Raw genomic sequence first — 24848 nt, forward strand, 5'->3', positions numbered from 1 at the left:
GGAGGGTGAACGGGTCGGCCGGGCGGCCGCGTTGCTCGCTGGTTCGCCGGTGAGCACCGAGGAAAGTCCGGACTCCACAGGGCAGCGTGGTGGGTAACGCCCACCCGGGGCAACCCGCGGGACAGTGCCACAGAAAACAGACCGCCAGCGGCTTTGATGAACCCCGTGGTTCATCGGAGTGCGGGTGAGGGTGAAACGGTGGTGTAAGAGACCACCAGCCCCGTAGGTGACTACGGGGGCTCGGTAAACCCCACGTGGAGCAAGGCCAAGAGGACGGCGGGAGACCACCGTCTGTGCGAACGTTCGAGGGCTGCCCGCCCGATGTTCGCAGGTAGGCCGCTAGAGGCGATCGGCAACGGTCGTCGTAGATGGATGGCCGCCGCCGCCGCGCCGCAAGGCACGACGCGCACAGGATCCGGCTTAAAGGCCGGCCCGTTCATCTGCCGCCGCTGGCTGAAGGCGATGTGGCGCTGACCTGCGGAAACACCAGCAGACCTGAACAGCCGTGAGCGAGATCAAATGAGACCTCACAGACGGAACGTGAGCGGAACCAGCCAGGGCAGACGGAACCAAAACGGAACAGATCCCGCCCACCCTGGCCACCACTACGCCGCCTGCCCGAACGCAAGCTCAGCCATCGCCATGTCCGTCGCGATGACCGCACGCTCCGAGTCATCCGGCCACAAATGCAGGTACGTCTCGTACGTCTCCTTCTGATCAGAGTGCCCGAGCCGGTCCGCGATCGCCGTCACCGACAACCCCAACCTGATCAGCTTCGACGCGTGGTAGTGCCGCAGGTCATGCCACCCAGAGCGCTCCCACAAACCAAGCCCGTCCGCAGCATCACGCCACAGGTCACCGGCCAGCGTGCGGCTCACACTGCTCCCCCGAGCCGTCGCGAACACATGCCCGTACCGCGACTCCCCATAGGCATTCAGCTGCCGCCAGATCGCCCGCGACCCGTGCAACCCAAGACGCACCTTCCGATCCCCGGCCTTCGTCTTCGGCGGCTTCCACGTCGACGCCTCGTCCCGCTGCCGGTCGATAACCAGCGTCAGGTCGTCACACGCCCCATCCAAGCGATCAACCGTCAACCCGAACAGCTCGCCCTGCCGCAGCCCAGACGCTGCCGCTACCTCCACAGCGTTCTTGTACCGGCCCGGCATGTGGTCGTAGATCGCGGTGACCTGCTCCAACAGCAGCGGAGTCACCTTCTTCTTCACGACCTCCGGCAGATTGATCCTCACGCACGGGGACCTCTCGATCACCCGGTCAAGCACCGCGGATCGAAACACCGTGGCCATATAGCCGTAGGTCACCTCGCACGTCGTGGGCGCGAGCACCTTCGAGAAGGTATTGACCACCAGCTGCACCTGGCCGCGCGTGATACTGCCAATCGGCACCCCGCCAATGACGGGGTAAACATGGACCCGCAATGCCAGCTCGGCACCCACGGCTGACGCCTTGCGATGGTGCAGCTGGTCGGCGCGCCACCTCTCGGCGTACTCCTGGAACGTCTGGCGCGCGACCCGGGGATCAATGTAGGTACCGGCCGCTTTGGAAGTCTCCATTGCCGAGATGTGCAGCAGCGCCTCGTCTTTCAACGCGAAGGCCTGCGTGTCTTCTTCGCCGTTGGGCGCGATCCACCGGGCGAGCCACCGTTTCCCGCGCCCGTACCTGGCCGATCGAACCTTCTTGCCCGTCTCAGGGTCCCGTTTCATCCACAGATCTTTGACGTGCCCCACTAGGGCACCCGCCCGCGGCACGTGGCGATCTTGTACCCGCCGCTGGAGGTGACCTTGTCGATCTCGACGCCGTTGACCGCGATGCGGCACGTCACCGCGCCGTACCCGTTGGAGTTCTGCACCGACAGGTAGAGCGTGGCACCGGAGCGGAAGGCGTGTGAGGTGACGCCCTGCTCCCCCGTGCTGCCGTTCCTCAGCGGCAACCCCACGTCCTTCTGCAGCGTGCCGCCCGACTCAGTGATCATGGTCAGGCTGCCCGAATCAGTCCCATCCCCCTCCGCGAAGAAGGTGACTGTCGGCGCAGTTGCCGATGTGACCGGCGCGGCCGGTGCCGGCGGGGGGTCCTCCTGCGCGCCGCAGCCGGCGAGTGCGCCGACCAGGGCGGCGACGATAGCTAGGCGTTTCATCAGTTCCCCCTGCGATGCCTCGGCCGCAGATCTTGAACCAGCGCGAGCTGGCTGCGGCTGCTCTGGTCTTCTTCCTGGTGTCGGCGTCGTTCGGCACGGCGCCCCATCTCCCATGCCCCGCCTTGGTACTCGTCGAACGCTTCCTTCAGCTCCGCGGCCCGCCGCTCGAAGGCCACTTCGACCTCGCGAGCGACGGACCGGTGATGCTGGTGGCTGTAGCTCACCGCCGCGATGATCACGAACGCGAGCCCTAGCCGGCCAGCGAATCCGCATGACGGGATCAGCAGATCGCAGGCGAATGATGTGATGGCTGCCGCCACCGCCGCTCCGGTGACGACACTGTGGACATTCCAAATGCTTGACATGCTCCAACCCACCTCGTACTTCCAATTGGGCGTCTTGTGGAACCTGCCAGCACCGGGCTCGTGAACGGGTAGCGGCCGTAAGCGAGTGGCCGGTGTCTGGTAGTGACCGTTGTATCGGTCAGAACCGTTCAGCCGTTAGGTAGTTGAACGTCACAAACTGGACTCGGTACCAGGCGAATCGGAACCGTTACGTTCCGTTTGGCTAGTGGCCAGTTGAGCTTCCAGTTCGGACACCTTGCGACGTAGGTTCTCCCGTAACCTGCGCCCGCCTGGGGTGTCCCGTTTGCTGGCTTCCCAGTCTTCAAGGTCAGCCTGTGCGTGCTCGAGTTCGCGGCGCAGTGCCGCTTCGTTCATGGGGGTGGAACTTCGTGGTGCATCTTGTCCCCCACCTCCTTCGTGGTAGCCGGTGTCGTATAGAGCTGCCTCCAGGACCACTGCGTAGCGGACGCCGACCAGGTCCGCGATTGCTTCGAGGTTGTCCCGGCTGGGGAGCCTTTTCAGCTCCTTCCATTTGCGGAGGAGCGTGGGGGGCACGCCGAGCTTGAGGGCTACCTGTCGTTCGGATGGCGGATAGGGCGACGAGTCGATGTGGTGCTGGATGAGGTCCCACAAACGCCCCATGGTCGATGGACACCTTCCTGGTGACTCTCTGGCAACAATCGTGCACGGCTCGGAGGCGGCGCGCTAGTCCGGTTGGACACCGGCCGCACCGCGATAGGTGGGCACCAATGTAGCCACCTGTCGTAAACCGAGAATACGCAGGTCAAGCGCTGATCAGGGGAAACACAGCGCTGTGATTGCTTGACGACCGGGCACCGTTCAGGCATGCTTTGTGCACCGACAGTGGACACTATGAACATCAGGGGGTTACAGTGAGGCGAACCACTCGGGCACCAGTCCTTCCGGAGCTCTACATGAAGCTGATCGATCGCAGGAAACTGGCGAGGCTCCTGGTCATCCAGGAGATTTCCCAGCGCCAGCTCGCATCTGACATCGGCTGGAAGTCGCACTCCTACCTCGGCCGGCTACTGCGCGGCGAGGTGGACACGCTTGAACCCGAGGCTGCGCTGCGTATCGCGGAGCGTCTGAAGGTCGGCGTCGATGATCTTTTCGTGCCGCGCGTGTCCACTCACAGTGCGCAACCTGCGCGCCGCCGGAGTGCAGCATGATCACGCTGCTGACCGTTGAGGACGTCGCGGCGCACCTTCAGCTGACCCCGACGCACGTCCGCAGGCTGATCCGTCGCCGTGAGCTTCCGGCGATCAACGTCGGCGCCGAGCGTCGGCCGACGTACCGGGTCGAGCCCAGCGCCTTGCAGGAGTTCCTCGACAGCAGGCGCCGCGCGGCCTGAGGCCGCCCCCATCAGTAATGCCGAAGGGCCCCGACTCCACCGTCAAGCAGCGTCAGGGCCCATCAGACAACAAGGAGATCGTACCAATGAACACCGTCACGGCAGTCGACTACACCGCGCACCCCGGCGAAGCGACCGAGGACTACGCGGTCCGCGTCGCCACCCTCCTCACTCCCACCGTGCTTGCCGAGGTCAAGAAGGCGTACGACGACCTGACCAACGCGGTGCCGCTGATGATCCTGCTGACCGTCGCCGAGAAAGTTTCCGATCTCGCCGAGGCCAGCAACATCAAGCTCGGCGTGTACGAGGTCGAGGTCTACGACCTGATCTACCGCACCTCCAACGGTTCCGTCGTCGTCAACAACGACCAGATGAGCTACCAGGGCGGGCACGTGTCGGTCGGCTTCTACAGCGGCACCGACTGGCGCGACCTCGGCGAAGCGACCGGCGAGGTCCGCGAGTTCTCCGATCTGGATGCTGCCGCGCGCGCCGTCTCGACCCTGATCGCGGGTCTCTCATGAAGATGGCGCTTGCGATCGCAGTCCCCATCGCCACGCTGCTCGCCATCGTGATCACGCTCTGCGTGTCGGACGCCCGCGCCCGCTGCGATCGCCTCGAGACCGAGGCAGGCGCCGCTCCCGCTCCCGCTCCCGCTCCGGCGAAGGCGATCCCGGTGGAGACGACGCCGCCCGTCATGTTCGGCGACCCGTGGGCCAACGACGCACTCGACTGGGCCGACCCGGTCGACCTGTTGTTCAGCCCGGACTGCGGGACCCCGGACCCGAACCAGCCGGCACCGCACCTGTGCTACCGGTGCCACAAGACCAACGTCCCCGCGTGGCAGCTGTGGTGCGTCCACTGCCGCCCGCTGGTTGTCCGCACTGACGTGATGGACGAGACCCGGACGGCTGAGCTGTGAGCGGGCCGAGTGTTTCCTTCGTCCCCAGGGCCGAAGACATGCCGTCTTCCCGTATGGGCGGTACCGCCGGGGACATTCCGGTCGTCGTGCTTCACGAGGGCATGGAGGTCTACTTCAGCTCGAGCCAGCCCGAGCTTGCGATCCGGTATTTGAACAAGCTGGCTGATGAGGCGCGTCGTTTGGCTCAGGCCGTGGCGCAGCGGGTTCACGAGGCCGAGGTTGCGGATCGTCCGGTGGAGGCGCGTGGCCCGTACGACGTGGGTTACCTGCCGGGCCGTGAAGCTAACGCGGTCGCGATCCGTGAGGCGGCCCGGTCATGACCGTCACCGAGCTGGTCGCCCTCGCCGCCGCCATCACGTACGCCGATGGCCGCCATGAATGTACCGACCTCGACAACTTCGACCCGGTCGAGTGCCCGCCCTGTATCGGGTGCGGCCACGGCGACTGCATGCACGACAAGTCCAGCCCTTCGGTTCGCCACACGCCCTGCACTGTCGCGACGTGTGACTGCGCCCGGTTCATGTGCGGCGACGAATGCACCTGGTGCGACGGAGAAGGCCACGTCGAGCACGAGCGCACCGGCCAGACCATCACCTGCACGAAGTGCTACGGCAACGGAGTGATCGCATGACTGCCCAGTTGGAACTGGACCTGTGGGAGACCCGGGAAATCGCCGAACAGCTACCCACGCTGCCCGGCAAGGTCGAAGGCATCGTCGGCTGGGACCCGATGGTTCTCCAGTGCCGGGATTGCGGCGTGACCTACAAAGGCACCCGCCGCCCCGCCACCGACATCATCCTCTCCGGCTTCCACTTCCACGTCTGTGAAGGCCGCGACGGGAAGCGGCGCTGCCCTGACTGCCTGGCCGCTGTGAAGGCTGCCTGCCCGAGGGGTCACTCATGACCGGGTTCCCCGTGACCGACGAGGCCGTGGATGCGGCAGCGGAGTCGCTCTACAACGGCCTGACGGCTCCCAACTTCCCCGGCGACTACCGCCAGCAGTCCGAGACGATTCGAGGACATTGGCGCGCCGACGCCCGCGCTGCGCTGGAGGCTGCTGCCCGGACAGCGCAACCCGCGCCCGCACTGGCCGCACTGGACCGGGAAGCCCTGCTTGCGATCCATCGTGACCACCACCTCGCCGACACCCGCTGGCTAGGCCAGTCTCGGACGGAGATCGAGTGCGTGTGCGGAACGAAGATCATCGCCGAAGGCGGAGTGATCACACCAGTCGATCACATCGAAGCTCATCGGGTTGACGCCATCCTCGCGTTGGTGCCGCAACCGATCTGCATTTGTCGCCCGCACTGGGTTGCGGTCGATGAGATGGACGGGCGCGACCCTAACCCGAACTGTCCGGTTCACCCGCAGCTTGTTGCCACCAGGGAGAAGCTGACCGAGGCGTTGACGGGTGTGCAGATCGACGGGGAGAACGGCTCGGCGATCATCGAAGAGTCCGAGGCGGCGCAACTCGCTGACCGCGTACTGGCTTCTGGTGTCGTGCAGGAAGCGCCCGCGCAACACGTATCCGAGGCTGCGCGTTCGGATACTCCCTCCACCCCAGTAGTGGACCGCAAGATGGCTCGCAGTGTCATCGAGCGGGCCCTGACCGCCCGTCACGAGGAACTCAGCGGAGAGGCCAGTCCGCGCGACTTCGACGGGGCGAGCCAGATCCTGAACGCTCTCCTCGCTGCTGGTGTGTTCCAGTCCGAAGCCGACGTACGAGCAGGCGAGCTGGAGAAGACGGCAGACGAGTTCGGCGTGGACATCAGCGCGAACGACGACGAGTGGTTCAAGGGCTACCGCCAGGCGCAACGGGACATCCTCATTCGCCTGGCCGACCGCGCTGCCGCTATCCGGGCAGGTGGGACCAATGGCTGACATCGCGGCATGGAACACAGCCAACCCGATCGGCACCCGAGTGCTGTTCTGGCCTGCGTTCAAAGACGAACCGGGTCGCGAGTCAGTGACGCGGTCGGCTGCATGGGTGCTGTCCTCCGGCGCCGCCGTAGTCCTCGTGGACGGGTACGCCGGGGGCATCGCTCTCACCCATGTGGAGCCGGTTCAGGCAGGTGCACAGTGACCGCCCGGGTCGGCACCGCCGAACTGGTCGGCACGTTCAAGCCGGGCAGCGACGAGTGGCACGCCGCCCGCGCTAAGGGGCTCGGCGGCAGCGAGATCGCCGCCGTGCTCGGCCTGTCGCCGTTCGAATCCCGGTACTCGCTGTGGCACCGCAAAGCCGGACTCATCGGCCCTGTCGCTGAGTCGCCCGAAATGGAATGGGGCACCCGCCTCGAAAACGCCGTCTGCGACAAGCACCGCGAGGTCCACAACCTCGGCAGCCTACTCCAACCATCCGGCACCTACCGGCACTCCGAACGGCCCTGGCAAATCGCCAACCCCGACCGGCTCCGCTCCGACTTCGACGGCCACATCGTCAGCCTGCTCGAAGCCAAAACCTCACCGTTCGGTGACCGCTGGGGCGCCACCGACACCGACGAAATCCCCGTCCACGTCCGCGCCCAGGTCATGTGGTACCTCGACACCCTCGGCCTCGACACTGGCCACGTCGCGGTCCTCATCTCCGGCCTCGACTACCGCGAATACGTCCTCGAATACGACGCCGACGAAGCCCAACTGCTCCGTGACGCCGCCGTCGAGTTCCTCGCCACCCTGGCCGCCGGTACACCGCCACCGATCGACGACCACGAGGCCACCTACAAGGCGGTGCAGGAGATGCACCCCGACATCGACCCCGTCTCCCACGAACTGTCCACCCCCGTAGCGCGCGCGTTCATCGCGGCCCGCGCTGGACTGGACGCCGCCAAAGCGGTCGAACGGCAAGCCAAGTCCGCCGTCGCAGCCGAGATGGGCAACGCCCACACCGCCACCTGGAACGGCTACACGATCGCGAACCGGCAAGCCCGCGGCGACGGCACCCCGTACGTCGTGACCGCCAAGAACCTCCCCGACCTCACCACCGAAACGGAAGCAGCAGCATGACCGAGACAGTCAGCAACGCCGTCGCGACCCGCGACAACTCGCCGGGCGCAATGGTTCAGCGGTACAGCAAAGACTTCGCCGACGTCCTGCCCTCCCACGTGAAGGCAGAGACCTGGGTCCGGCTCGCCGTCGGCGCCTTACGTCGCGACCCGAAGGTCGCCGAAGCCGCCGCGAACAACACCGGCGCATTCATGTCCGCCCTGCTCACCGCCGCCCGGCTCGGCCTCGAACCCGGCACCGAGCAGTTCTACCTAGTGCCGCAGTCACCCCGTAAGGGCGCACCGAAAGAGATCCTCGGCATCACCGGCTACCAGGGCCTGGTCGAGCTCATGTATCGGGCCGGCGCGGTCGCTTCGGTGATCGTGGAGGCGGTCCGGGAGCACGACAACTTCATCTACGCGCCGGGTCGTGACGAACGTCCGATCCACGAGATCGACTGGGACGCTGAGGACCGCGGGAAGCTGAAGCTGGTTTACGCCTACGCGATCATGAAGGGCGGCGCGACCTCGAAGGTCGTGGTGCTGAACCGGTCGAAGATCAACGAGATCAAGGCCAAGTCCGCGTCGGCCCGGTCGGACTACTCGCCGTGGAACACCAACGAAGAGGCGATGTGGCTGAAGTCGGCCGCCCGCCAGTTGTCGAAGTGGGTGCCGACGAGCGCGGAGTACATCCGTGAGCAGCTCCGCGCGGTGCGGGATGTTGCCGCCGAGCGGCCTTCTGTTGCTGCGGCTACGGCTGTGCATCAGACCGAGGCCGGGCCTACGGACACAGGCACTGGTGAGGTTTTTCAGGCCGAGTTCGTGGACGAAGAAGCTCAGGCGTCGGATGCGGCGTGGCTGGCGGGTGAGCCCGCATGACCTGGGCTGCTGGGCCGTACGTCGCGTTCGACGTCGAGACCACTGGGGTCGATGTCGAGGCTGACCGGATCGTCACGGCCGCGCTGGTCTTCGTTGAAGGTAAGACGCCGCTGGTCCGGACCTGGCTGATCGACCCTGGTGTCGAGATCCCCGAGGGTGCGACCGCTGTGCATGGTGTCTCGACCGCGCAGGCACGCGCTGAAGGTGTGGCGCCAGCGACAGCTTTGGCGCAGATGGCCACGGCTTTGTGCGCGGACCTGCGTGCCGGGGTCCCCGTTGTGGCGATGAATGCCAGCTTCGACCTGACGATCCTTGATCGTGAGTTGCTGCGGTACGGGCTGGGTGGGCTTGGCGAGCGGCTTGGGGGTTACGGCGCGGTCCGGCCGGTGTTGGACCCGTTCGTGCTGGACCGGGAGGTCGACAAGTACCGGCGCGGGAAGCGGACCTTGACGGCGCTGTGTGAGTTCTACGGCGTAGACCTGGGCGACGACGCCCACAACGCAGCCGCTGATGCGCTGGCCGCGTGCCGCCTGATGTGGAAGCTCGCGACCCGGTACCCCCGCGAGATCGGTGCCCGGCCGGTCGATGTTTTGCATGACCTGCAGGTGAAGTGGCATGCCGCCCGGCAGGCCGACTTTGCCGATTACCTGCGCCGGAAGGGCGAGGACGCCAGCGACGTGGACGGCTCTTGGCCGATCCGTGTCCCGAAGAACGGGCAGGAGGCCGTCGCATGAGCAGCACGGAGTTGGTTGGCCCGCTGCCGAAGGTCACGTTCGGCGGAGGCCCGGACCGCGAGTTTCCGCGGTTGCTGCCTGCGGTGGCGTACGTGCCGCCGACGAACACTCTCGACCCGCGGTATGTCGCATGCACAAAGCATCACGTCGCCTGCGACTGCCGGGAAGCCGAATGGGCTGAATACCGCGCAGAGCACAGCTACGCGCGCCGCGAGATGCAGGCCGCGTTCGACCAGATCCTCGCGGGCCACCAAACGTGGCAGTGGTCCGACGAGGGCGACACCTTCACGGGCTGCATGTGCACCGGCTGCCAGCTCGCCCGCGCGTGCCACATCTGGCCCACCACCATCGACTCGAACAGCGAGGCCACTGCATGACCGCGAAGAAGCCGTCGGCGTTCCTGAACTACAGCGGGAACCTGACCCACACGGTCGGTCGCCTGATGGGCCCGACGGACGTGAACTGGCGCGAGTACCTGCTCGTGGTCGCCGCCGAGCACGACCCGGCCACGAACCGGACCCGGCTTGGCCTGGTGTACGTGACCGACCCGGCCAAGCACGACATCCACACCGACGTTCACCGGCAGCGCTGGATGCCCACGGCGGTCGCCGCATGAACGACCAGCCGCGTTACCCGCGCCGTAACCGCCCGATCTTCGCTGGTGCTGAGGGCGTGAAACGTGTCCGCGCCAAGTTTGCCGAGGCCGGGGTGCGACGCCAGGCCGATCAGTTGATCTTCGAAACCGAGCAGTACCTCGCCGCCCAGACCTGACCCCTGAAGGAACCGAGCCGATGCCGATCACCAGCACGCTGACCATCTCGGCGGACAACCCGCCGAGCGCCTACGACCGCGAATTCAACGACGCAACCTGGACCACCTGCTCGCTGGACGTCTACCGCGACACCGAGCACGCCGACAAGGGCGCCGTCCAGATCGACGACCGGGCACATCGCGTCCTGCTCACGCCTGCTGAGCTGCGCGAGGTAGCCCAGTTCGCCTCCATGCTCGCCGACCAGATCGAGCGCGAATCGTGAACGGCAAGAAAGCCGCCGCCCTGATCACCGCGGCCCTGTTTATCGGGTCCCGCGCCGACGAAGCCGCCTCCTGGGTCGCCGCCCACGCGTTCAGCTTGGCGTGGCTGGTACCGGCCTGGACGTTCCTCGCCGTCGCCGCGTACCGCGCGGGCCGGCGCCGCTCGAAGCGCCTGTTCGTAGACCTTCCCGACGCGCGGGTCCGGAGCCTCACCCAGACCCACAGCACCACACACCACATGGACGCATTGTGAACGCGGGGTTGTACGCGCGTTGGTACTGCCGCGGCTGCGCGAAGAAACCCCGCACCGGCTTTGGCCCGTGCTCGCAGTGCTGCGGCTGGACCGACCGGACGGACAAGCAAGGCCCCGACCTGCGCACACGGCAAGTCAGGCAGGCAACGTCATGAGGCGCTTCCAACTTATCCGCCACACCGACATCTCCGGCGTCTCCGGCACCGGCGTAGTCGCAGAAGGCGTGAAATTCACCGACGGCACGGTCGCACTCCGCTGGCACGGCCAATGGCCCGCCACCGCCACATGGAACTCCCTCAACGGAGTGATCGCCGTCCACGGCCACCAAGGCGCCACCGAAATCTACTGGCTCGACGGCGCCGGCATCGAAACATCCGTATCTACAGAGGGGAAGCAGTGATGGAGGAGTTGAGGGCGCATCTGAGCGATCTGCTCGACGATGCGCGGCATGGGAAGGGTTGCCGGGCGGGTTGGTCTCGGCCGCGGCGGTGCACGTGTCTGTTGGGTCAGTTGCAGGTGGTGCTGGCTGGTGTGCCGGTGGTTCCGGCGTCTGCGGTGTGGTCGCTGGCGGATGAGTGGTTTGCGAAGGCTGGTACGGAGCCGGTGGCGACTGCTGGTGAGGTGTATCGGAAGTGTGCGTCGGGGTTGGTGTGGGTGGCTGCTGATCACAATGCTGTTCGGCCTGAGCTGGAAGCGGCGGTGGCGTGATGTGCCCGTACAGCATCACTCGTGAGGACGCAGCCAAGGACCACGCGGCGATCGCGTATGCACTGTCCGCCATCTCCGACTTCGGCGGCTCCAAGGAACGGCTGCGGGAGTTGGCCGACTCCATTGCGGAGCAGTTGCCTGGCCCGATCCCGGAAGAACCAACCGGTGACGTGCTGGTCCGGGTCTACGACCTGACGTACAAGCGGCAGAAGAACGGCGAGTGGTGGCCGCTGGACAGGCCCGGTTCGGGGTACGAGTGGGAAGACCTTGTGGTGGCCGCTGGCATCGACGACCGCGAGATCGTCATCTACGACCGTCGCCAAGCAGGACTCGCCACCCCTCCCACTGAGGAAGTAGCCGATCCGGTCCGGCGTGAAATCGTCTGGGACAAGTCGTCAGGTCATTGCATCCCGAAGTTCGCCGATGCCGAACCGCTGACCGCTGCTCGCTTGAGTCGGATCAGCGTGGAGACCCATCAGGCGAAGATCGCCGCCGAGGCTGACCCGCTGGAAGCTCGGCTGGACGAGCTTGTGCAGGAGTATGCCGGTATTGCTGAGGAGTGGAGGGACTCATCTGCTCGGTATGGCGGCCTGTTCGGCGAGTTCGCTCATAAGGTGCGTGCCCTCGCCACCGAAGACACCGTACCCGCCTGTCAGTCCGCAAAAGGGTGGGGTGAGTGCGTGCTGGCCGACGGCCACGAGACGCGGCAGTCGCAGGTGGTCGGCGGTCAGCCCACCACCACGCACGTTGACCGGTGGGGTCAGCACTGGGGTGTCGGCACTACGAAAGCGGGGCAGTGATGGCCACCACCCTGCGCGAGGACCTGGAGGCGCTAGTTGAGCGCTGGCGCTCCAAGAACGTGCGCGCATACAACTTCAGCAAGAGCGCCTATCACACTGGCCGCACCGCGGCGCGCACAACGGACATCGGTGATCTGAGCGCCCTGCTCGCTGCTCATCCCGTAGAACCCCGACAGCCGTACGACTGGCAAATCGCCCGCGATGTCCTGGACAGCCCGAAAGACGAAGGGCCCGGCTGGCAGGAGATGACCCCAGCGCAGTCGGCTGCTCTTGCTGCAAAGCGCATCCGTGAGGCCCTGGCTGATCCGGATCACCTTGGGCCGCTTCTGGATGAAGCGCTGACCTTGCTGCGCTGCTTTGAGGCGGTGCAGTCATGACCGGGTTCACCGTGACCGACGAGATCAAGCGGCAGATGGGCAAGGCGGTTCAGTACGTCATGGGCGGGTCACTGGACCTCGTCAACGGAGACGCCGCGTTGCAGTATGGCCAGGCTGCGTATGCCGCTCTGGAGGCTGCTGCCCGAACAGCGCAACCTGAACAGACGCCGGTCACGCGGAATGCCCTGATCTCTGCCTACACGGAGCGCCTAGCGGGCGGCTCGCGGCAAGTGATTGCCGACAACCTCCGCGAGTTCGCCTCAAAGCTCGATCGTCGCCAGCTCACTGCCACCAGGGAGAAGCTGACCGAGGCGTTGACGGGTGTGCAGATCGACGGGGAGAACGGCTCGGCGATCATCGAAGAGTCCGAGGCGGCGCAACTCGCTGACGTGCTGCTGGCCTCTGGTGTCGCGCAGGAAGCGCCCGCGCATGCCCGTCCCGCTGTCGCTGCTGGCTGCCCAGGACGCTGCTACTCGCTGACCGAGAGCGGCGCCGGGCACATCGACCCCGAATGCCCGGTGCACGCGGCAAAGCAGTCCGTTCCCGTGGTGGACATAGAGAAGCTGACTCATCGTCTTGCGGATGTATTCAGCGCCGACGATCGGCCGCCGACGTGGGCGCAAGCCGCCCGTGCGTTGATCGCAGATGGTGACCTGTTCCAGTCCGAAGCCGACGTACGAGCCGACGAGCTGGAACGCGCGGCCCACTTCCGCAACGGCATCACCAGCACGCAAGGCGACGCAGTGGACAAGTTCCTCCGGATGCGCGCTGCCGCTCACCGGGGGGATAGGCGGCCATGTCGACACGAGGAGTCTCTCTACGGTCGGTGCACCGCTTGCGGCATGACCTGGGAACAGCAGGCCGCTACCCGGGCAGGTGAACAGGCATGAGCCTCGAACCGAAGGACAGCGGCGACCTGACCGGCTGGACCGAGATCACCTGCTGGCAAGCCGAACTGGTACGCCGCAGAGACCTCCAAGTCGTCTCATCCCGCACCGACATGGAAACCCCTGACGTGTTCACCGAGTGGTGGATACCCAAGACCGACAACGTGAAGCGCGCCGCTCCGGTGCTCCGCGAATACCGGGACCGCGATGGCTGCCGCCACTACCTCGCCGGATGGCCCGAAGACGCTGGCCGGGCAGGTGGACAGGATGGCTGACACCGAGACCTACACCGAGTACGGCGTGTTCCTCAACCACGGCTCCGCGCAGATCCTCTACACGACGTTCCGCAAGGCGGAGACCGTGGGCATCTGGCGCCGCACACAGCCCGCCGATGTGCTCGCCCGCATCACCAGCATCCGCACCCGTGAGGTCACGATCCAGCGCGGAGCCTGGTCAGTCGTGGAAGGCAGCGAGTGATGAAGCTCCTGATCTGGTTCATGTCCCTGAAGCGCCAGAAGCCCCGTGACGCCGGCTGGTACACCGACGGCCAACCGCTGTGGACCCCGCAGCAAGCCGCCCAGGCACGCACCGACTACATCACCAAACGCCGCAACGAACGCCTCAACCCCGCCAACGGCGCCACCGACGAGCTCTGGGGCGATCTGCACCCCGACCTCCGCGCCCTGGCCATCACCGAACAACAAGACGACCACACCCACCAGACGCAAACACACAAGGACCCAGCATGACCACGCACCCGGCTTTCCCGGAGCAGCTCGAAGACGAGGACTGGATCGACTGGTACTTGCGCAGCCACGCCGAGATCAGCGACAACCCACCAGCCGCGCCCGCAGGTTTCGTCCTCATCCCATGCACGGCCACGCCTCGACACTGGCCAACCTACACGCTGGACGACGGCGACACCGGCGGCGACAGCGCGGCCTGTGGGGACTGCTCCTACGCCGATCTGTCGTCTCGCCATCAAACCTGCAACCACGACATCAACCATCGAGCCTGGCGCCAGTGGAGAGCGGTCTCGTGGGTACTCGGAAAGCTCTACTCGTTCGGTGTCGTCAGCAGCTACGGCCACCAGTGGGGTGGTGGATGTAACCGCTGCATCAGCGGCCCGATCAAGTGGACGCTCTTCCGCGGCCCGTACGTCCTATTCGCCCAGCGCGAGACCTGGCGCTGCTGGCTCGCCGGTCACCGCCGCGGCGTCGAGGTCGGCTTCGGGTACTGCGGCAAATGCGTGCCCTGGCCCTGCTGCGGATCCACGACGTGGGACCACGCTGATGGCTGCCCGGACCAGACAGCGAGTTCCTGCGAGAGGCAGGACCACTGATGACGCTCCCATGGGACACCTGGAATGGCTTCTGCTGGGGCCCGCTTGAGGTGAAGCGGATCGCGCGCTTTAACCCTCGCGCCGACCGGGAGTGTTACGTCGTTCAGGTCGTGACTGACACCGGTCAAGCAGTCGACATCTACGTCAGCAAGACGGGCCGTTCCCTGCGGGTCTTCCGTGGCGGGAAGGAGCTCAAGTGAAGCGCGCCCGCGGTGTCTGGCCGGCTACCTGCGAGTCGTGTGCCACTGACGGTCTCTGTGTTCTCCGTCAGGTGGGTGACCGCTATCTGTGGCAGTGCGTCGAAGGCTGCAAGGAGAAGCCATGAAGCGCGTCATCGTCACTGGGCCGCGCGACTGGACAGACGTCATCGCTGTCCACCGCGAACTAGACATGCTCCTCTTCGGAGTTATCTGCCAGAAGTTCACTGCCGTCACCGGCGACGCGACCGGTGTGGACGCCATCACGAAAGCATGGGCGCGGCTGCGGGGCCTGGAGCACGAGGAACTCGCTGCCGACTGGGCCAAGTACGGGAACGGCGCGGGACCAGTTCGTAACAAGGCGATGGTCGCTCGCGGCGCCAATCTCTGCCAAGCGTTCATCGCCCCTTGCCTGTCCAAGAAGTGCAGGCTCCAAAAGCCGCACGGCACGCACGGCACCGCCGACTGCATCAAGCAGGCCGAGAAGGCAGGCATCCCCGTGAGGAGGTACACCGCATGATCGTCGTCGGTCTCGACACCTCGCTCACCTCGACCGGGCTGCTCGTGCTCGAAGTCGGCCCCGACCGGCCGCCAGCAGCTGGCGCGACCCGGATCGAGTCGAAAGCCCCAGCAACCGGCCGGAACCCCGACACCGGCAAAAAACTGGCCCCGAACCTGAAACAGCGCCTCGACCGGCTCACCGCAATTGAGCAGCGCATCACCAGCGCCCTGTTCAACCTCTACATCGACCTGGCCGTGATCGAATCACCCTCGTTCGGGTCCGTCGGCTCAGCCAGCCGCGACCTCGCCGGACTCTGGTGGCGGGTTGTCGGAAAGCTCGACCACATGGGCATCCCCGTCGCCGAAGTATCCCCCGCCGGACGCACAAAGTACGCCCTCGGGTCCGGCAAAGCCGCCCCGAAAGACCGCGTCCTCGCCGCCGTCATCAAGCGCTACCCCGACTTCGACATCACAGGCAACGACATCGCCGACGCCCTGATCCTGGCCGCCATGGGCGCCCGACACCTCGGCCACCCCATCGACGACCTACCCCAGGCCAACCTCGCCGCCATGAACGGCGCCCACTGGCCAGCCCCATCGAACCCAGCGGCCTAACCAACCGCCCCTGAGCATTCCCCTGGAGCCTGATATGACGATCCACGCGAAGGACGGCGCCCCGTCGGAGCTGCCACCCATCACCGACCTCGCCGCGCAAATCCGCGCCGGCGCAACGATCGCCGAACTCGCCGCCCTACACGGCGTCGCCCCCTCCACCCTCTCAAGCCGGTTCTCCCAAGCCGGATTCGCCACCGACACCGGCCTACACAACCACGTCATCGACCGGCCCGTCACACGGCCAGCACCCAGCGACACCGGCAACCTCACCTACGTCGGCGGCGGCGACTGGGACCGCGGACTCCCAACCACCCCAGCACCACCACGGCCACGCCGAACACAACCAACCGGGCTCGACTGGTCCGGGATCCGCGACCAATACCTCGCAGCAGGCGGCGTCGAAACCCCCGAAATCTTCACCCCCAACACCATCACCAAAATCCACCACAACACCGGCCTACCCACCACCTACACCCAACCCGGCACCGAACCCCCACCACCAGCACGCAAAGGCGTCCCCGACCACGTCAAAGCCGCCGTCGCCCGCCGCTACCTCGCAGGTGAACCAGCCACCCGCCTCCAACGCGAATACAGCATCTCCAGCAACACTCTCGCCCGCGCCGTCAAAGCGGCCGGCGGCCAAATGCGGCCCCGCGGCCAGCGCGTCGCACCCACCGGTGGATGCATGCCGCGACTGTCTGCCGCGACCAGCACCGAAATCGCCCGCAGATACGCCGACGGTGAATCTTCCCCCGAACTGCAGCGCGCCTACGGGTACTCCCACCAAACCATCCGGAAAGCGATCATTGCCGCAGGTGGCCGGATCCGCACCGCCGCCGAGGCCGCTGTCCTCGCCCGCTCCCAGCGCGGTGCCGCATGACCCCCGACGACCCGCGCCACGGCCAGCACCGCGGCTACTACGCACACAAAGTCGCCGGACAGGAACCCTGCGAACCCTGCCGCGACGCCTTCAACAAGCACCGTCGCCGCCGGGGAAAGCTCCGCACCCGCGGTATTCCCAGCCGTCTCCCGATCGGTGAACGGATCTACTCGCGTCTCGTCGCCGCACGCAAACGCGGCATGACCCATCAGGACATCGCCGACGCACTCGACGTCTCCATTTCCTGCGCGTGGCGGTACTGCGAAGAAGGCCCCACCCAGGTCGTGTCCTACACCAACTGGAAGAAACTCGCCGGTTTCCGCCCACACGCGGTGCTCACCCCCGTCGGCATGATCCGACGTATCCAGGCCCTCCACCACATGGGGTACGGGTGCACCGCGATCGCCGCCGAGGCCAACTGTCACCGCGAATCCTTGCAGGAGGCGCTGCGTGGCCGCGAGCACGCATCAACACGCTTGCGGGCCGCGATCGCGGCCGTGTATGACCGGCTGTGGGACATCCCATGCAGCGACGATCCCCGGTTCACCACCCGCGCGAAGAACCGGGCAGTGCAGCTCGGCTGGGCGCCCGCAATGGCGTGGGACGACGACACCATCGACGACCCCACGGCGCGCCCCCAGGGCATGGAGCGCACCATCCGGCGCCCCCGGCACCTGGTCGACGAGTCCGCCGTCCTCCTCGCCGTCGGCGGTGACCGCACAGTGAAACTCAGCACCGCCGACCGGTACGAAGTCGTACGCCGTCTCCGCGCCGACCACTGGTCAGACCGGCGCATCGAAGCACACACCGGCATCCGCGCCGACCGCTACACCCACCGCCCCAGCGCGCAGGCCGCCGCATGATGACCCGCGCCGAGCTTCTCGAGCTCCTCACCGTCGAACGCCACCTCCCACTACCACCCGCCCCGCGCCCCGGCCTCCCACACGACTCTGCCGCCGACCAGCGCGCCCGCCGGCAGATCCTCAAGGCCGAAGTTGAAGCGTTCGAGCAGGCCCACCCCAACGATTTCGGCAGCCGCCACAAGCCCCGGAACAGCGACGAGACCGTCACGTTCGTACGCCGCGGCCTCATCTACGTCCAGGGAGGCGCCGCATGACCGCTCCACCACCACGCGGGAAAGCGCTCCCCAGAAGGTCCGGAGCGACAGAAGACGGGGGCTTTTGATGGCAAAAGATCAGCGTCCGTACGCACCAATCGACGTCGGTTTGCCAACAAACCGGAAGCTGCGCAGCGCAGATCCGCGCGCGAAATGGCTGTTCGTATCGACCATTTTGTGGTGCGGATCCGAGATGAACGACGGCATCTTCGACCCCCGCCTAGCCGTCGCCGTCGCCGACGTACCCGCACGGTTCGTCAAGCAGCTCATCGACCGCGACGTCTGGCACGAAAAAGGCCACGCCTGCCCCGACTGCCCGCAACCCAAAGAGGCCCTTGAGCTGGTAGTTCACGACTACACCGAGCACAACCGGACCGCCGCGACCATCCGGAAACTCAAGTCCGACCGGCGTGAAGCCGGCCGCCGCGCGAACCACAAAAAGTGGGATCACCCGGGCGAGTTCGAGGACTGCGGGAAGTGCAATGACTGATCCGATTTGGGATCCGTTTTGCGATCCGATTTGGGATCCCAAGACCGATCGGTTTGCGGACTCCGATCGGATTCCCCAACAGCAACAGCAACAGCAACAGCAACAAGTACTTGGCTGGCGTGGTCTTACAGCCGGCCGCCCGCTTTTCGAACCGCCTATGGCTGACCAAATCCAAAACGGTACGGCCCCAACGCGCGAACCCCAGCCGATTGGACTTGGAAAATGAGCACAATCCCCCAACTCGAACGCCTCGCCGCCATGGCCAACGCCCTCCGACCCGACTGGCCCACCGGCTCAGTTCTCACCCACCTCAAAGCCAACCACGGCACCCGCCCCTACCAAGACCTCGCCATCGCCATCGCCTGGATAGCCACCGACCCCGACACCGCCACCCCAGCCCGCCTCGCCGAAGCAGGCCCCTGGTGGCAAGCCACCCAACCCCACCCACCACCCACCACCAAAAAACCCCCCACACGCGGCGCCATCGACATCCACGGCCGCTGCCAAACCTGCGGAGGCCTCCACCACCCCAACGCACCCCACGACGCCCCCAAAACCCCCACCGAAGACGCACCACCCGACTACCACCAAGCCCGCGCACAACTCCGAGGAGCCAACGATGAGTGACCAGCCCACGCATGACGTTGGCCCGGTGCATGGTGGTGCTCGCTGGTGCGAGCAGCACGGCCGCTGGGAGTGCACGAAGCAGCGGAAGGCCGGCCGCGGTGAGTGCCACTCGATCGCGCTCACGGGGACGGACAAGTGCCGGATGCATGCGGGTGAACGGTCGGACGTGGTGAAGGCGCGGGCGATGGCGATCACGGCGTGGTCGGCGATTGGTGGTGATCCGACGGTGGAGCCGGGCCGGATCATCTTGTCGCTGTTGCAGATGTCGTGGCTGCGGCTGCACCTGTACGCGCAGCTGCTCGCGGCTCAGGCGGACGCTGAGGGCTGGGAGCCAGACAATGTGGATGACGAGGGCGATGAGGTCGAGTTCGCTGTCGCAGGGTCTACGGGTGGCCTGATCGGGCACACGTTCGCCCCGTCGAAGGAAGGCGGCCGGGTTGTTACCGGTGAGGCCGTGCGTGGTCTGGTGCTGCTCGAGGCCCAGGAGCGGGACCGGTGTGCCAAGTTGGCGAAGACGGCCCACGACATGGGGATCGCTGAGCGTGAGGTCCGGTTGGCTGAGCAGCAGGGCGAGTTGTTGGCTGGTGTGATCAAACGGGTTCTGGGTGACCTGGATTTGACGGTTGAGCAGCAGCAGCGGGTGCCTGCGGTGGTTGGTCAGCATTTGCGTGCGGTGGCCGAGCTCGAGGCCGGGGGTGCGGCGTGACCAGCGAGCCCTGGATCGGAGATGCAGCCACCAACGACCACGGTGGCTGCAGGTACGCCCTGAACGAGTTCGCTGCTGCCGAGGACATCCGCCGGTGCGGGGCGCCAGCGACGGTGCACATCATGAGCGAGAGCGCGATGCACGGGCTCGTCAGCCTGGCCAGTTGCGAGAAGCACGCAGATATCGCTCGAGCAGCGGGGGCGTATGTCGGCGAGCATCGCTTTGGCCCGAACTGCGCGGGTGTGGAAACGGTCTTCGGCGCAGATGGCTGCGACGTCGTGGCTGAGTCGGGCGGTGCGGCGTGAGTGGCCGGCCGGAGTGCGGCACGGTTGAGGCGTACCGGGTCCATGTCCGGCGCCGTGAACCGACTTGCGCGGCTTGTCGTGACGCGAACCGCCGATACATGGCCGAGCGGCGCGCTGGCGAAGACGCGCGCGACGCCGAGAAGGTCCGCAACAACGCTCGCCATCGTGCCCTGACCCGGCTTGCTGCGGAGAACCGTGCCCGGTTGCGGCAGCTGTACCTCGAAGAGTTCAACAAAGCCCAGAAGGAAGCCTCATGACCCCAGATCACCCAGACCTTCAAGGAGCCGAAATGAGCAGCAACGACCTCGACCAGCTGATCAAGTCGATCAAGTGGTCCTCGAACTGGGAACCGCTGGGCTACGTGAACCCGCAGGGCGAATGGGTGGACGTGCTTACGCCGTCCGAGTGGGACAGGCGTCTTCTGCGGCTGGCTCGACGTGGGCTGTCCATGCGCATCTGCGGTGGCCTGCGCGCCATCGGAGATGCGCAGATCCTGTCCGAGGTCGAACGGCTGCCGGACGAGTCCCTGGCGGCGCTGACGGCTGCTGACGCGGTCAACCCAGAGGTGGAGGCGAAATGAACGCGAACTCGATCGCCGAACTCATCTACCTCACCCTGGAAGACGGCCTGGACCCGAAACGGGTCCTGCTTGATAGCGACCCAGACACGAACCAGATCCGCCTCGCAACTCCGCACGGCCAAAGCTTCCGGATCACGGTTGAGGAGGACCTGTGACCAACACCGACCTGCCGATCGCGGACTACGACTGGGTGCACCTCGTCAAGGGCAACCTGCTGCACCACCCGAAACTCACCCCCGAACAGCACCAAGAGTGCGAGGAATCGGGCGGCATATACAACGAGCCGGTGACGCTGGACTGCGGCATCGAGGTCACCACGATCATGATCCCTGGCATGTTCACCCGCATGGGCGCTCAGCGCTGCCCCGCCTGTTGCGCGGCGACGGGTCTGCCACCTGGCAAAGGGTCCCCGAAAAACGATGACGAGTGCAGGAAGGTTCTGGGGCTATGACTGACACCACCATCCCCGAAGAGGCCGTGACGGACGCTGCCGACGCAATTCAGGGCGTCCTGTACGGCACCGTCGACCGCGATGCGCGGGACGAGCGCCCCGATGTCGGCCTTGCCGCTCTAGCCGCTCTGACCGCTGCTCTCCCTGCTCTCCGACGCCAATGGGCCGACGAGACCGCGCAGGCGATCGAGGACAAGGCCAACTGGCGCTTCGTCGAGGGAGAAGGGCGAGCGCGCCACGACTCCGCCCGCATCGTCCGTGAGTTCGGGGAGACCAAACCATGACCAACACGGAACAGCCGTATGCCGACGCCGTAGCGGCGCTTCTGAAGCAGGACTACGACCTGCAGGACATCACCCTCCCCAAGGTGGTCCGGGAAGCTCTGGACGGCTGGCTGCGCAGCCAGATCGACCTTGCGATCGCCATGCACGCAGCGACCCACGGCAACGGTCACCAGCCAGACGACCGCTGTGAGTCGTGGTACGCGCTGCAGGACGCGCTAACGCACATGCACGACGGAAGCCACCGGTTCGTGCAGGCCCTGCTCGGGGAGACCACCCCATGACCACCTACACCCTCCACCTCACCTGCTGCTGCGGCGCGAAACTCCACTACGTCGGCGACCACCAGCCCTATCTCGCCGCCGAACGCGCCGCATTCAACACCCAGCACACAGACTGCCGCCCCGTCCCCGCCGTCACCATCAACCGGGCCCTAGCCCGCGCCGTACGTCTAGCAGGCCGACGGTGACCGCACTCGGCGACGCGATCACCGCCGCGGCCGAAGCCATGCACCCCTGCCACCGCCCCAACTGCCCCGCCACCACCGTGCACCGCGCCCAGGCCGAGCGTGCCGTACGCGCCGCCATCCCCGTCCTCAACCAACACCTCACCCAAACTGCCCGCACCAACCTTGCGGCCGGCCTGGGTCACATGACCTGGGCCGAATGCGTCGCCCGCCTCAACCGCCTACTCAACCAGGGGTAGTTGCCTCCGGCCCATTGCTGCGAGAAGGTGCCCGCAAAGCAGCACAGGCCTCACCTCACCGCACCGCGAAAGGCCCACACCGCATGAGCGTCCTCACCACAGACGAACCCGCCAAGACCTACACACCGATGGTCCAGCCCCGCGCCACCATCACCGACCACCTCACCCAAGCCATCGCCCAAGCCACCGGCCTCAAAGCCGAACAGATCCTCGCCGTCACAGCCGACGCCGAAGTGACACGGGTCCTGTACCACGGCCCCAGTGCAGGTATGGCCGGCGGCCACGGCCGCGTCGCTGAACAGGCCTGGGACACCCAGACCGGCAAGATGCTGTACGACGAGACCGTGCCCGGCCGCCTCGCCACCGCGAAGGCCTGACACCGATGACCGCCGTCACATTTGACCCCACCGTCACCCTCCCTGAGGGTGGCCTCGCGGAGCACATGCCAGCCGTCGAGCATGACTACCTGCTCGCCTGGCTACGCCGCAACGGCATCAACCCCAACGCAGTCACCGCCGACCGGCCCGTCCACCTCGGCATCCGCGAGATTTCCCGCTGGGAAATTGTGCCCCGCCCCCTAGACGACCCGGAAACCCCGGCAGGGTTCCACCGCTCCGACGGCATCAACCCCGGATACGGCCAGATCTGGTCAAGCGAAGACCCCGGCGCGGTACTCGTCCGGTGGGTCGCCACGCCATACCAGGTGCCGCTCCCCGAGCATCTCCGCGCCGAGCTGAAAGCCGCACTCAAACTCAAGGCCGCCGCGTCCTGGTCGACCGCGCCCGGCCAGTCGCAGTACCACGACGGGAAACCCGACGCCGACGACATGCCCTGGGTCGGCGCCATCGTCCACGACTCCGGCACAGGCGAATGCCTACCCGCGATCGTGGCCAAGGTCCATGCCCCAGAGGTTGTCGACCTTGTCGTGTTCGCCGCGACCGTCACCGAAACCGTGTCGGCGCGTGTACGGCGGCCTCATGCACCGTATGACCCCATCGACCCTGAGGCCGCGCGCCCGGCCTGGCATTGGCTACACACGTGACCGGCAAGATCCTGGCCGATGTCCCGGTAAGCCTGGTGAACACGCTGCCTGTGGTCGAGTCGCCGTACCTGCCTGAAGGCACCTGCTACGTCACCCGCACCTTCTCGGGGCGCGCTGAGGTGCTCCTCGTCGGCGGCTACCTCGACCCGGTGCAGAAGGCCGGTCGGGAAGCCCGCATGATCGTCAGGCGTGGCCTAGCTGACGTGCTGGAGTGGCTGGGTGAACCGGTCGAGCTGCCAACGGTGATGAGCGCGCTGCGGGACCGGATGGCGGCATCGTGACCGGCCTGACGTTGGTGTGGGACAAGGTCCGCGACCTACCCGCCGTGCCGCTTACCGAGCACTGTGGCCGGGCCGTCACCTGGGACGACTGGCACCTCGCCCCGAACGTCACGCACATCGTGCAGAAATGCGAACAGGCCGACTGCCTGCACGAGGGCCAGAAGTTCAAGACCACGGGCACCGTGCACCCGGCGGAGGGCGACACGATCTTGGCCCCGTCTCGTGAACGCCGCACCGGCTCTGGCCGTACGTACGGTGCGCTTGTACGTCGACCAGCGCATCCGGTCCGGTCGCTGCATGCGTTCTGCTGTGCGCGGTGCCGCCACATCGACGTGTACGAGATGACCGATCGGGACTTCGTGCCGGTGGATCTGGTGCAGGGGGTCCTGTTCTGATGAGTGATGCGCGCCACATGTTGGGGGGTAATCGGGACTTGGGCACTTATAAGCCCGAGCAGGGACTACAACCCGTCCACACAGCCGTACCCCCCACGGACTGCCTCAACGGCTGCACACGACCCACCGAACACGGCCGCGAACCCATCCAAGTCGAACCCCCCGCCCTCATCTGCCCCGCCTGCCGCAAACGCCTCAACACCTGGCTCCAGCAAATCCCCGACACCTACACCCTCCTGCCCCTCGTCGTCGAACACGGCACCGTCACCAGCAACCCCGAAACCGCCCACACCAAACGCCCCGACCCACCCGCACCCATGCGCCTCGAAGTCATCGACATGCTCGAACGGCGCCCCGGCCGCGGCGTCCTCGGCCTCATCCACGGCTGGGCACAACTCGTCCGCGACGAACGCCACCTCACCGTGCCCTGCCGCTGCCGACATGACCCCGAAACGCACCACGACACCACACAGCCAGCCTGCACAGTGGCACACTGCGACTGCACCGAATACCGGTCCGTCGCCGCAACAGTCACCTCCGAATGCGCGCTGCTCACACAGCACGCCGGGTGGATCACGACACAGCCGTGGGTGTCGGACCTGTACACCGAGTTGAAGCCCCTCGTGCGCCATTTGCAGGACGCTGTCGGTGACTACCGGCCCGCCCCGCTCGGCATGTGCGTCCGTCTCGTTGCCCGCCCCGGTGTCCCGGTGGATGTGCTGTGTGGCGGGACCCTGTACCGGGACCAAACCGGCCACGGTGTTCACTGCACGTCGTGCGGGGACCGGCAAGACGTCGACATGTTGCGCCGGCTCGGGTTGAAGGTCGGCATCATCCACGAGGAAGCATCATGAACCGGAAGGGCCGACGCTGATGCCGACCTGGTGGTGCCTGCC

Annotated in this window: 52 protein-coding genes and 1 other RNA gene; 49 read left to right on the forward strand and 4 right to left on the reverse strand. The window is 66.4% G+C overall.

Going from position 1 to position 24848, the window contains the following annotated elements:
• Nucleotides 1-10: 10 nt before the first annotated feature.
• Nucleotides 11-439: RNase P RNA component class A (gene rnpB, locus ACFFGN_RS18685), an RNA gene on the forward strand.
• 166 nt (nt 440-605) lie between these two features.
• Here the strand turns inward: rnpB and ACFFGN_RS18690 are convergent.
• The 4 genes from ACFFGN_RS18690 to ACFFGN_RS18705 form a co-directional block, all read right to left on the reverse strand.
• Nucleotides 606-1745: a tyrosine-type recombinase/integrase gene (locus ACFFGN_RS18690; protein WP_380049230.1), complete on the reverse strand. Its 1140-nt coding sequence runs from the start codon at nt 1743-1745 to the stop codon at nt 606-608.
• A complete protein-coding gene (locus tag ACFFGN_RS18695; protein WP_380049232.1) occupies nt 1745-2152 on the reverse strand; it encodes a hypothetical protein in 408 nt (135 codons plus the stop codon). Before ACFFGN_RS18695 ends, ACFFGN_RS18690 begins: the two co-directional genes overlap by 1 nt.
• Complete coding sequence (locus ACFFGN_RS18700; protein ID WP_380049234.1) at nt 2152-2472, reverse strand: hypothetical protein; 321 nt, start codon at nt 2470-2472, stop codon at nt 2152-2154. The genes ACFFGN_RS18695 and ACFFGN_RS18700 overlap by 1 nt, the downstream gene beginning before the upstream one ends.
• 195 nt (nt 2473-2667) lie before the next feature.
• Nucleotides 2668-3138 (reverse strand): helix-turn-helix domain-containing protein, encoded by a 471-nt coding sequence (locus ACFFGN_RS18705; RefSeq protein WP_380049236.1) that lies wholly within the window; start codon nt 3136-3138, stop codon nt 2668-2670.
• 293 nt (nt 3139-3431) lie between these two features.
• Between ACFFGN_RS18705 and ACFFGN_RS18710 the strand changes: the two genes are divergently transcribed.
• The 48 genes from ACFFGN_RS18710 to ACFFGN_RS18945 all read left to right on the forward strand — a co-directional run bounded on the left by ACFFGN_RS18710 (nt 3432) and on the right by ACFFGN_RS18945 (nt 24806).
• On the forward strand, nt 3432-3686 hold the full coding sequence (locus tag ACFFGN_RS18710; protein ID WP_380049238.1) for a helix-turn-helix domain-containing protein: 255 nt from the start codon (nt 3432-3434) through the stop codon (nt 3684-3686).
• Nucleotides 3683-3868, forward strand: coding sequence for a helix-turn-helix domain-containing protein (locus tag ACFFGN_RS18715; RefSeq protein ID WP_380049240.1), 186 nt, complete (start codon nt 3683-3685; stop codon nt 3866-3868). The genes ACFFGN_RS18710 and ACFFGN_RS18715 overlap by 4 nt, the downstream gene beginning before the upstream one ends.
• An 86-nt stretch (nt 3869-3954) precedes the next feature.
• Nucleotides 3955-4389, forward strand: coding sequence for a hypothetical protein (locus ACFFGN_RS18720; RefSeq protein ID WP_380049242.1), 435 nt, complete (start codon nt 3955-3957; stop codon nt 4387-4389).
• On the forward strand, nt 4386-4787 hold the full coding sequence (locus tag ACFFGN_RS18725) for a hypothetical protein (protein WP_380049244.1): 402 nt from the start codon (nt 4386-4388) through the stop codon (nt 4785-4787). Before ACFFGN_RS18720 ends, ACFFGN_RS18725 begins: the two co-directional genes overlap by 4 nt.
• Before the next feature lie 38 nt (nt 4788-4825).
• The gene (locus tag ACFFGN_RS18730) at nt 4826-5107 is read left to right on the forward strand and encodes a hypothetical protein (protein ID WP_380049246.1); all 282 of its coding nucleotides are present in this window, start codon (nt 4826-4828) and stop codon (nt 5105-5107) included.
• A complete protein-coding gene (locus ACFFGN_RS18735) occupies nt 5104-5418 on the forward strand; it encodes a hypothetical protein (protein WP_380049248.1) in 315 nt (104 codons plus the stop codon). Before ACFFGN_RS18730 ends, ACFFGN_RS18735 begins: the two co-directional genes overlap by 4 nt.
• Nucleotides 5415-5690 carry a hypothetical protein gene (locus ACFFGN_RS18740; protein ID WP_380049250.1) on the forward strand — a complete coding sequence of 92 codons (276 nt, stop codon included), beginning with the start codon at nt 5415-5417 and terminating at the stop codon, nt 5688-5690. Before ACFFGN_RS18735 ends, ACFFGN_RS18740 begins: the two co-directional genes overlap by 4 nt.
• Nucleotides 5687-6667, forward strand: coding sequence for a hypothetical protein (locus ACFFGN_RS18745; protein WP_380049252.1), 981 nt, complete (start codon nt 5687-5689; stop codon nt 6665-6667). The genes ACFFGN_RS18740 and ACFFGN_RS18745 overlap by 4 nt, the downstream gene beginning before the upstream one ends.
• Nucleotides 6660-6869, forward strand: coding sequence for a hypothetical protein (locus ACFFGN_RS18750; protein ID WP_380049254.1), 210 nt, complete (start codon nt 6660-6662; stop codon nt 6867-6869). Before ACFFGN_RS18745 ends, ACFFGN_RS18750 begins: the two co-directional genes overlap by 8 nt.
• Entirely contained in the window at nt 6866-7789 is a 924-nt protein-coding gene (locus ACFFGN_RS18755) for a YqaJ viral recombinase family nuclease (protein ID WP_380049256.1), read from the forward strand. Before ACFFGN_RS18750 ends, ACFFGN_RS18755 begins: the two co-directional genes overlap by 4 nt.
• Nucleotides 7786-8646 (forward strand): recombinase RecT, encoded by an 861-nt coding sequence (locus ACFFGN_RS18760; protein ID WP_380049258.1) that lies wholly within the window; start codon nt 7786-7788, stop codon nt 8644-8646. Before ACFFGN_RS18755 ends, ACFFGN_RS18760 begins: the two co-directional genes overlap by 4 nt.
• The gene (locus tag ACFFGN_RS18765) at nt 8643-9380 is read left to right on the forward strand and encodes an exonuclease domain-containing protein (RefSeq protein ID WP_380049260.1); all 738 of its coding nucleotides are present in this window, start codon (nt 8643-8645) and stop codon (nt 9378-9380) included. Before ACFFGN_RS18760 ends, ACFFGN_RS18765 begins: the two co-directional genes overlap by 4 nt.
• Nucleotides 9377-9757: a hypothetical protein gene (locus ACFFGN_RS18770; protein ID WP_380049262.1), complete on the forward strand. Its 381-nt coding sequence runs from the start codon at nt 9377-9379 to the stop codon at nt 9755-9757. Before ACFFGN_RS18765 ends, ACFFGN_RS18770 begins: the two co-directional genes overlap by 4 nt.
• Nucleotides 9754-9996 (forward strand): hypothetical protein, encoded by a 243-nt coding sequence (locus ACFFGN_RS18775; RefSeq protein ID WP_380049264.1) that lies wholly within the window; start codon nt 9754-9756, stop codon nt 9994-9996. The genes ACFFGN_RS18770 and ACFFGN_RS18775 overlap by 4 nt, the downstream gene beginning before the upstream one ends.
• A complete protein-coding gene (locus tag ACFFGN_RS18780) occupies nt 9993-10151 on the forward strand; it encodes a hypothetical protein (RefSeq protein ID WP_380049266.1) in 159 nt (52 codons plus the stop codon). Before ACFFGN_RS18775 ends, ACFFGN_RS18780 begins: the two co-directional genes overlap by 4 nt.
• A 20-nt stretch (nt 10152-10171) precedes the next feature.
• Entirely contained in the window at nt 10172-10414 is a 243-nt protein-coding gene (locus tag ACFFGN_RS18785) for a hypothetical protein (RefSeq protein ID WP_380049268.1), read from the forward strand.
• Nucleotides 10411-10665 carry a hypothetical protein gene (locus ACFFGN_RS18790; protein WP_380049270.1) on the forward strand — a complete coding sequence of 85 codons (255 nt, stop codon included), beginning with the start codon at nt 10411-10413 and terminating at the stop codon, nt 10663-10665. Before ACFFGN_RS18785 ends, ACFFGN_RS18790 begins: the two co-directional genes overlap by 4 nt.
• A gap of 151 nt (nt 10666-10816) precedes the next feature.
• Nucleotides 10817-11065 (forward strand): hypothetical protein, encoded by a 249-nt coding sequence (locus ACFFGN_RS18795; protein ID WP_380049272.1) that lies wholly within the window; start codon nt 10817-10819, stop codon nt 11063-11065.
• A 307-nt stretch (nt 11066-11372) separates the two neighbouring features.
• On the forward strand, nt 11373-12173 hold the full coding sequence (locus ACFFGN_RS18800) for a hypothetical protein (protein ID WP_380049274.1): 801 nt from the start codon (nt 11373-11375) through the stop codon (nt 12171-12173).
• Nucleotides 12173-12550 carry a hypothetical protein gene (locus ACFFGN_RS18805; protein ID WP_380049276.1) on the forward strand — a complete coding sequence of 126 codons (378 nt, stop codon included), beginning with the start codon at nt 12173-12175 and terminating at the stop codon, nt 12548-12550. The genes ACFFGN_RS18800 and ACFFGN_RS18805 overlap by 1 nt, the downstream gene beginning before the upstream one ends.
• Complete coding sequence (locus ACFFGN_RS18810; protein WP_380049278.1) at nt 12547-13440, forward strand: hypothetical protein; 894 nt, start codon at nt 12547-12549, stop codon at nt 13438-13440. The genes ACFFGN_RS18805 and ACFFGN_RS18810 overlap by 4 nt, the downstream gene beginning before the upstream one ends.
• A complete protein-coding gene (locus tag ACFFGN_RS18815) occupies nt 13437-13712 on the forward strand; it encodes a hypothetical protein (protein WP_380049280.1) in 276 nt (91 codons plus the stop codon). Before ACFFGN_RS18810 ends, ACFFGN_RS18815 begins: the two co-directional genes overlap by 4 nt.
• Complete coding sequence (locus ACFFGN_RS18820; RefSeq protein WP_380049282.1) at nt 13705-13914, forward strand: hypothetical protein; 210 nt, start codon at nt 13705-13707, stop codon at nt 13912-13914. The genes ACFFGN_RS18815 and ACFFGN_RS18820 overlap by 8 nt, the downstream gene beginning before the upstream one ends.
• Nucleotides 13914-14186, forward strand: a complete 273-nt coding sequence (locus tag ACFFGN_RS18825; RefSeq protein ID WP_380049284.1) for a hypothetical protein — start codon at nt 13914-13916, stop codon at nt 14184-14186. The genes ACFFGN_RS18820 and ACFFGN_RS18825 overlap by 1 nt, the downstream gene beginning before the upstream one ends.
• On the forward strand, nt 14183-14779 hold the full coding sequence (locus ACFFGN_RS18830; RefSeq protein WP_380049286.1) for a hypothetical protein: 597 nt from the start codon (nt 14183-14185) through the stop codon (nt 14777-14779). Before ACFFGN_RS18825 ends, ACFFGN_RS18830 begins: the two co-directional genes overlap by 4 nt.
• Complete coding sequence (locus tag ACFFGN_RS18835; protein ID WP_380049288.1) at nt 14779-14979, forward strand: hypothetical protein; 201 nt, start codon at nt 14779-14781, stop codon at nt 14977-14979. Before ACFFGN_RS18830 ends, ACFFGN_RS18835 begins: the two co-directional genes overlap by 1 nt.
• Before the next feature lie 121 nt (nt 14980-15100).
• Entirely contained in the window at nt 15101-15496 is a 396-nt protein-coding gene (locus ACFFGN_RS18840) for an SLOG family protein (protein WP_380049290.1), read from the forward strand.
• Nucleotides 15493-16092: a RuvC family protein gene (locus tag ACFFGN_RS18845; RefSeq protein ID WP_380049292.1), complete on the forward strand. Its 600-nt coding sequence runs from the start codon at nt 15493-15495 to the stop codon at nt 16090-16092. Before ACFFGN_RS18840 ends, ACFFGN_RS18845 begins: the two co-directional genes overlap by 4 nt.
• A gap of 34 nt (nt 16093-16126) precedes the next feature.
• Nucleotides 16127-16972, forward strand: coding sequence for a hypothetical protein (locus tag ACFFGN_RS18850; RefSeq protein WP_380049294.1), 846 nt, complete (start codon nt 16127-16129; stop codon nt 16970-16972).
• A complete protein-coding gene (locus ACFFGN_RS18855; RefSeq protein ID WP_380049296.1) occupies nt 16969-17835 on the forward strand; it encodes a hypothetical protein in 867 nt (288 codons plus the stop codon). Before ACFFGN_RS18850 ends, ACFFGN_RS18855 begins: the two co-directional genes overlap by 4 nt.
• Complete coding sequence (locus ACFFGN_RS18860; protein WP_380049298.1) at nt 17832-18089, forward strand: hypothetical protein; 258 nt, start codon at nt 17832-17834, stop codon at nt 18087-18089. The genes ACFFGN_RS18855 and ACFFGN_RS18860 overlap by 4 nt, the downstream gene beginning before the upstream one ends.
• A 193-nt stretch (nt 18090-18282) precedes the next feature.
• The gene (locus ACFFGN_RS18865; protein WP_380049300.1) at nt 18283-18579 is read left to right on the forward strand and encodes a hypothetical protein; all 297 of its coding nucleotides are present in this window, start codon (nt 18283-18285) and stop codon (nt 18577-18579) included.
• A 222-nt stretch (nt 18580-18801) separates the two neighbouring features.
• The gene (locus tag ACFFGN_RS18870) at nt 18802-19206 is read left to right on the forward strand and encodes a hypothetical protein (RefSeq protein WP_380049302.1); all 405 of its coding nucleotides are present in this window, start codon (nt 18802-18804) and stop codon (nt 19204-19206) included.
• Nucleotides 19199-19912, forward strand: a complete 714-nt coding sequence (locus ACFFGN_RS18875) for a hypothetical protein (RefSeq protein ID WP_380049304.1) — start codon at nt 19199-19201, stop codon at nt 19910-19912. Before ACFFGN_RS18870 ends, ACFFGN_RS18875 begins: the two co-directional genes overlap by 8 nt.
• Nucleotides 19909-20217, forward strand: coding sequence for a hypothetical protein (locus ACFFGN_RS18880; RefSeq protein WP_380049306.1), 309 nt, complete (start codon nt 19909-19911; stop codon nt 20215-20217). The genes ACFFGN_RS18875 and ACFFGN_RS18880 overlap by 4 nt, the downstream gene beginning before the upstream one ends.
• 98 nt (nt 20218-20315) lie before the next feature.
• The gene (locus ACFFGN_RS18885) at nt 20316-20474 is read left to right on the forward strand and encodes a hypothetical protein (protein WP_380049308.1); all 159 of its coding nucleotides are present in this window, start codon (nt 20316-20318) and stop codon (nt 20472-20474) included.
• Between the two features lie 32 nt (nt 20475-20506).
• Nucleotides 20507-20797 carry a hypothetical protein gene (locus ACFFGN_RS18890; RefSeq protein WP_380049310.1) on the forward strand — a complete coding sequence of 97 codons (291 nt, stop codon included), beginning with the start codon at nt 20507-20509 and terminating at the stop codon, nt 20795-20797.
• Nucleotides 20794-20952 (forward strand): hypothetical protein, encoded by a 159-nt coding sequence (locus ACFFGN_RS18895; protein WP_380049312.1) that lies wholly within the window; start codon nt 20794-20796, stop codon nt 20950-20952. Before ACFFGN_RS18890 ends, ACFFGN_RS18895 begins: the two co-directional genes overlap by 4 nt.
• Nucleotides 20949-21248, forward strand: a complete 300-nt coding sequence (locus ACFFGN_RS18900; RefSeq protein WP_380049314.1) for a hypothetical protein — start codon at nt 20949-20951, stop codon at nt 21246-21248. The genes ACFFGN_RS18895 and ACFFGN_RS18900 overlap by 4 nt, the downstream gene beginning before the upstream one ends.
• Nucleotides 21245-21532 (forward strand): hypothetical protein, encoded by a 288-nt coding sequence (locus tag ACFFGN_RS18905; protein ID WP_380049316.1) that lies wholly within the window; start codon nt 21245-21247, stop codon nt 21530-21532. The genes ACFFGN_RS18900 and ACFFGN_RS18905 overlap by 4 nt, the downstream gene beginning before the upstream one ends.
• Nucleotides 21529-21813 (forward strand): hypothetical protein, encoded by a 285-nt coding sequence (locus ACFFGN_RS18910; protein WP_380049318.1) that lies wholly within the window; start codon nt 21529-21531, stop codon nt 21811-21813. The genes ACFFGN_RS18905 and ACFFGN_RS18910 overlap by 4 nt, the downstream gene beginning before the upstream one ends.
• Complete coding sequence (locus ACFFGN_RS18915; RefSeq protein ID WP_380049320.1) at nt 21810-21998, forward strand: hypothetical protein; 189 nt, start codon at nt 21810-21812, stop codon at nt 21996-21998. The genes ACFFGN_RS18910 and ACFFGN_RS18915 overlap by 4 nt, the downstream gene beginning before the upstream one ends.
• Nucleotides 21995-22234 carry a hypothetical protein gene (locus ACFFGN_RS18920; protein WP_380049322.1) on the forward strand — a complete coding sequence of 80 codons (240 nt, stop codon included), beginning with the start codon at nt 21995-21997 and terminating at the stop codon, nt 22232-22234. Before ACFFGN_RS18915 ends, ACFFGN_RS18920 begins: the two co-directional genes overlap by 4 nt.
• Before the next feature lie 83 nt (nt 22235-22317).
• Nucleotides 22318-22611: a hypothetical protein gene (locus tag ACFFGN_RS18925; protein ID WP_380049324.1), complete on the forward strand. Its 294-nt coding sequence runs from the start codon at nt 22318-22320 to the stop codon at nt 22609-22611.
• Nucleotides 22612-22616: 5 nt separating this feature from the next.
• The gene (locus ACFFGN_RS18930) at nt 22617-23276 is read left to right on the forward strand and encodes a hypothetical protein (protein ID WP_380049326.1); all 660 of its coding nucleotides are present in this window, start codon (nt 22617-22619) and stop codon (nt 23274-23276) included.
• Nucleotides 23273-23557 carry a hypothetical protein gene (locus ACFFGN_RS18935; RefSeq protein ID WP_380049328.1) on the forward strand — a complete coding sequence of 95 codons (285 nt, stop codon included), beginning with the start codon at nt 23273-23275 and terminating at the stop codon, nt 23555-23557. Before ACFFGN_RS18930 ends, ACFFGN_RS18935 begins: the two co-directional genes overlap by 4 nt.
• A complete protein-coding gene (locus tag ACFFGN_RS18940) occupies nt 23554-23952 on the forward strand; it encodes a hypothetical protein (RefSeq protein ID WP_380049330.1) in 399 nt (132 codons plus the stop codon). Before ACFFGN_RS18935 ends, ACFFGN_RS18940 begins: the two co-directional genes overlap by 4 nt.
• Nucleotides 23952-24806: a nucleotidyl transferase family protein gene (locus ACFFGN_RS18945; protein ID WP_380049332.1), complete on the forward strand. Its 855-nt coding sequence runs from the start codon at nt 23952-23954 to the stop codon at nt 24804-24806. Before ACFFGN_RS18940 ends, ACFFGN_RS18945 begins: the two co-directional genes overlap by 1 nt.
• Nucleotides 24807-24848: the final 42 nt, after the last annotated feature.

Source organism: Kribbella deserti, from assembly GCF_042434725.1.
GTDB lineage: Bacteria > Actinomycetota > Actinomycetes > Propionibacteriales > Kribbellaceae > Kribbella > Kribbella deserti.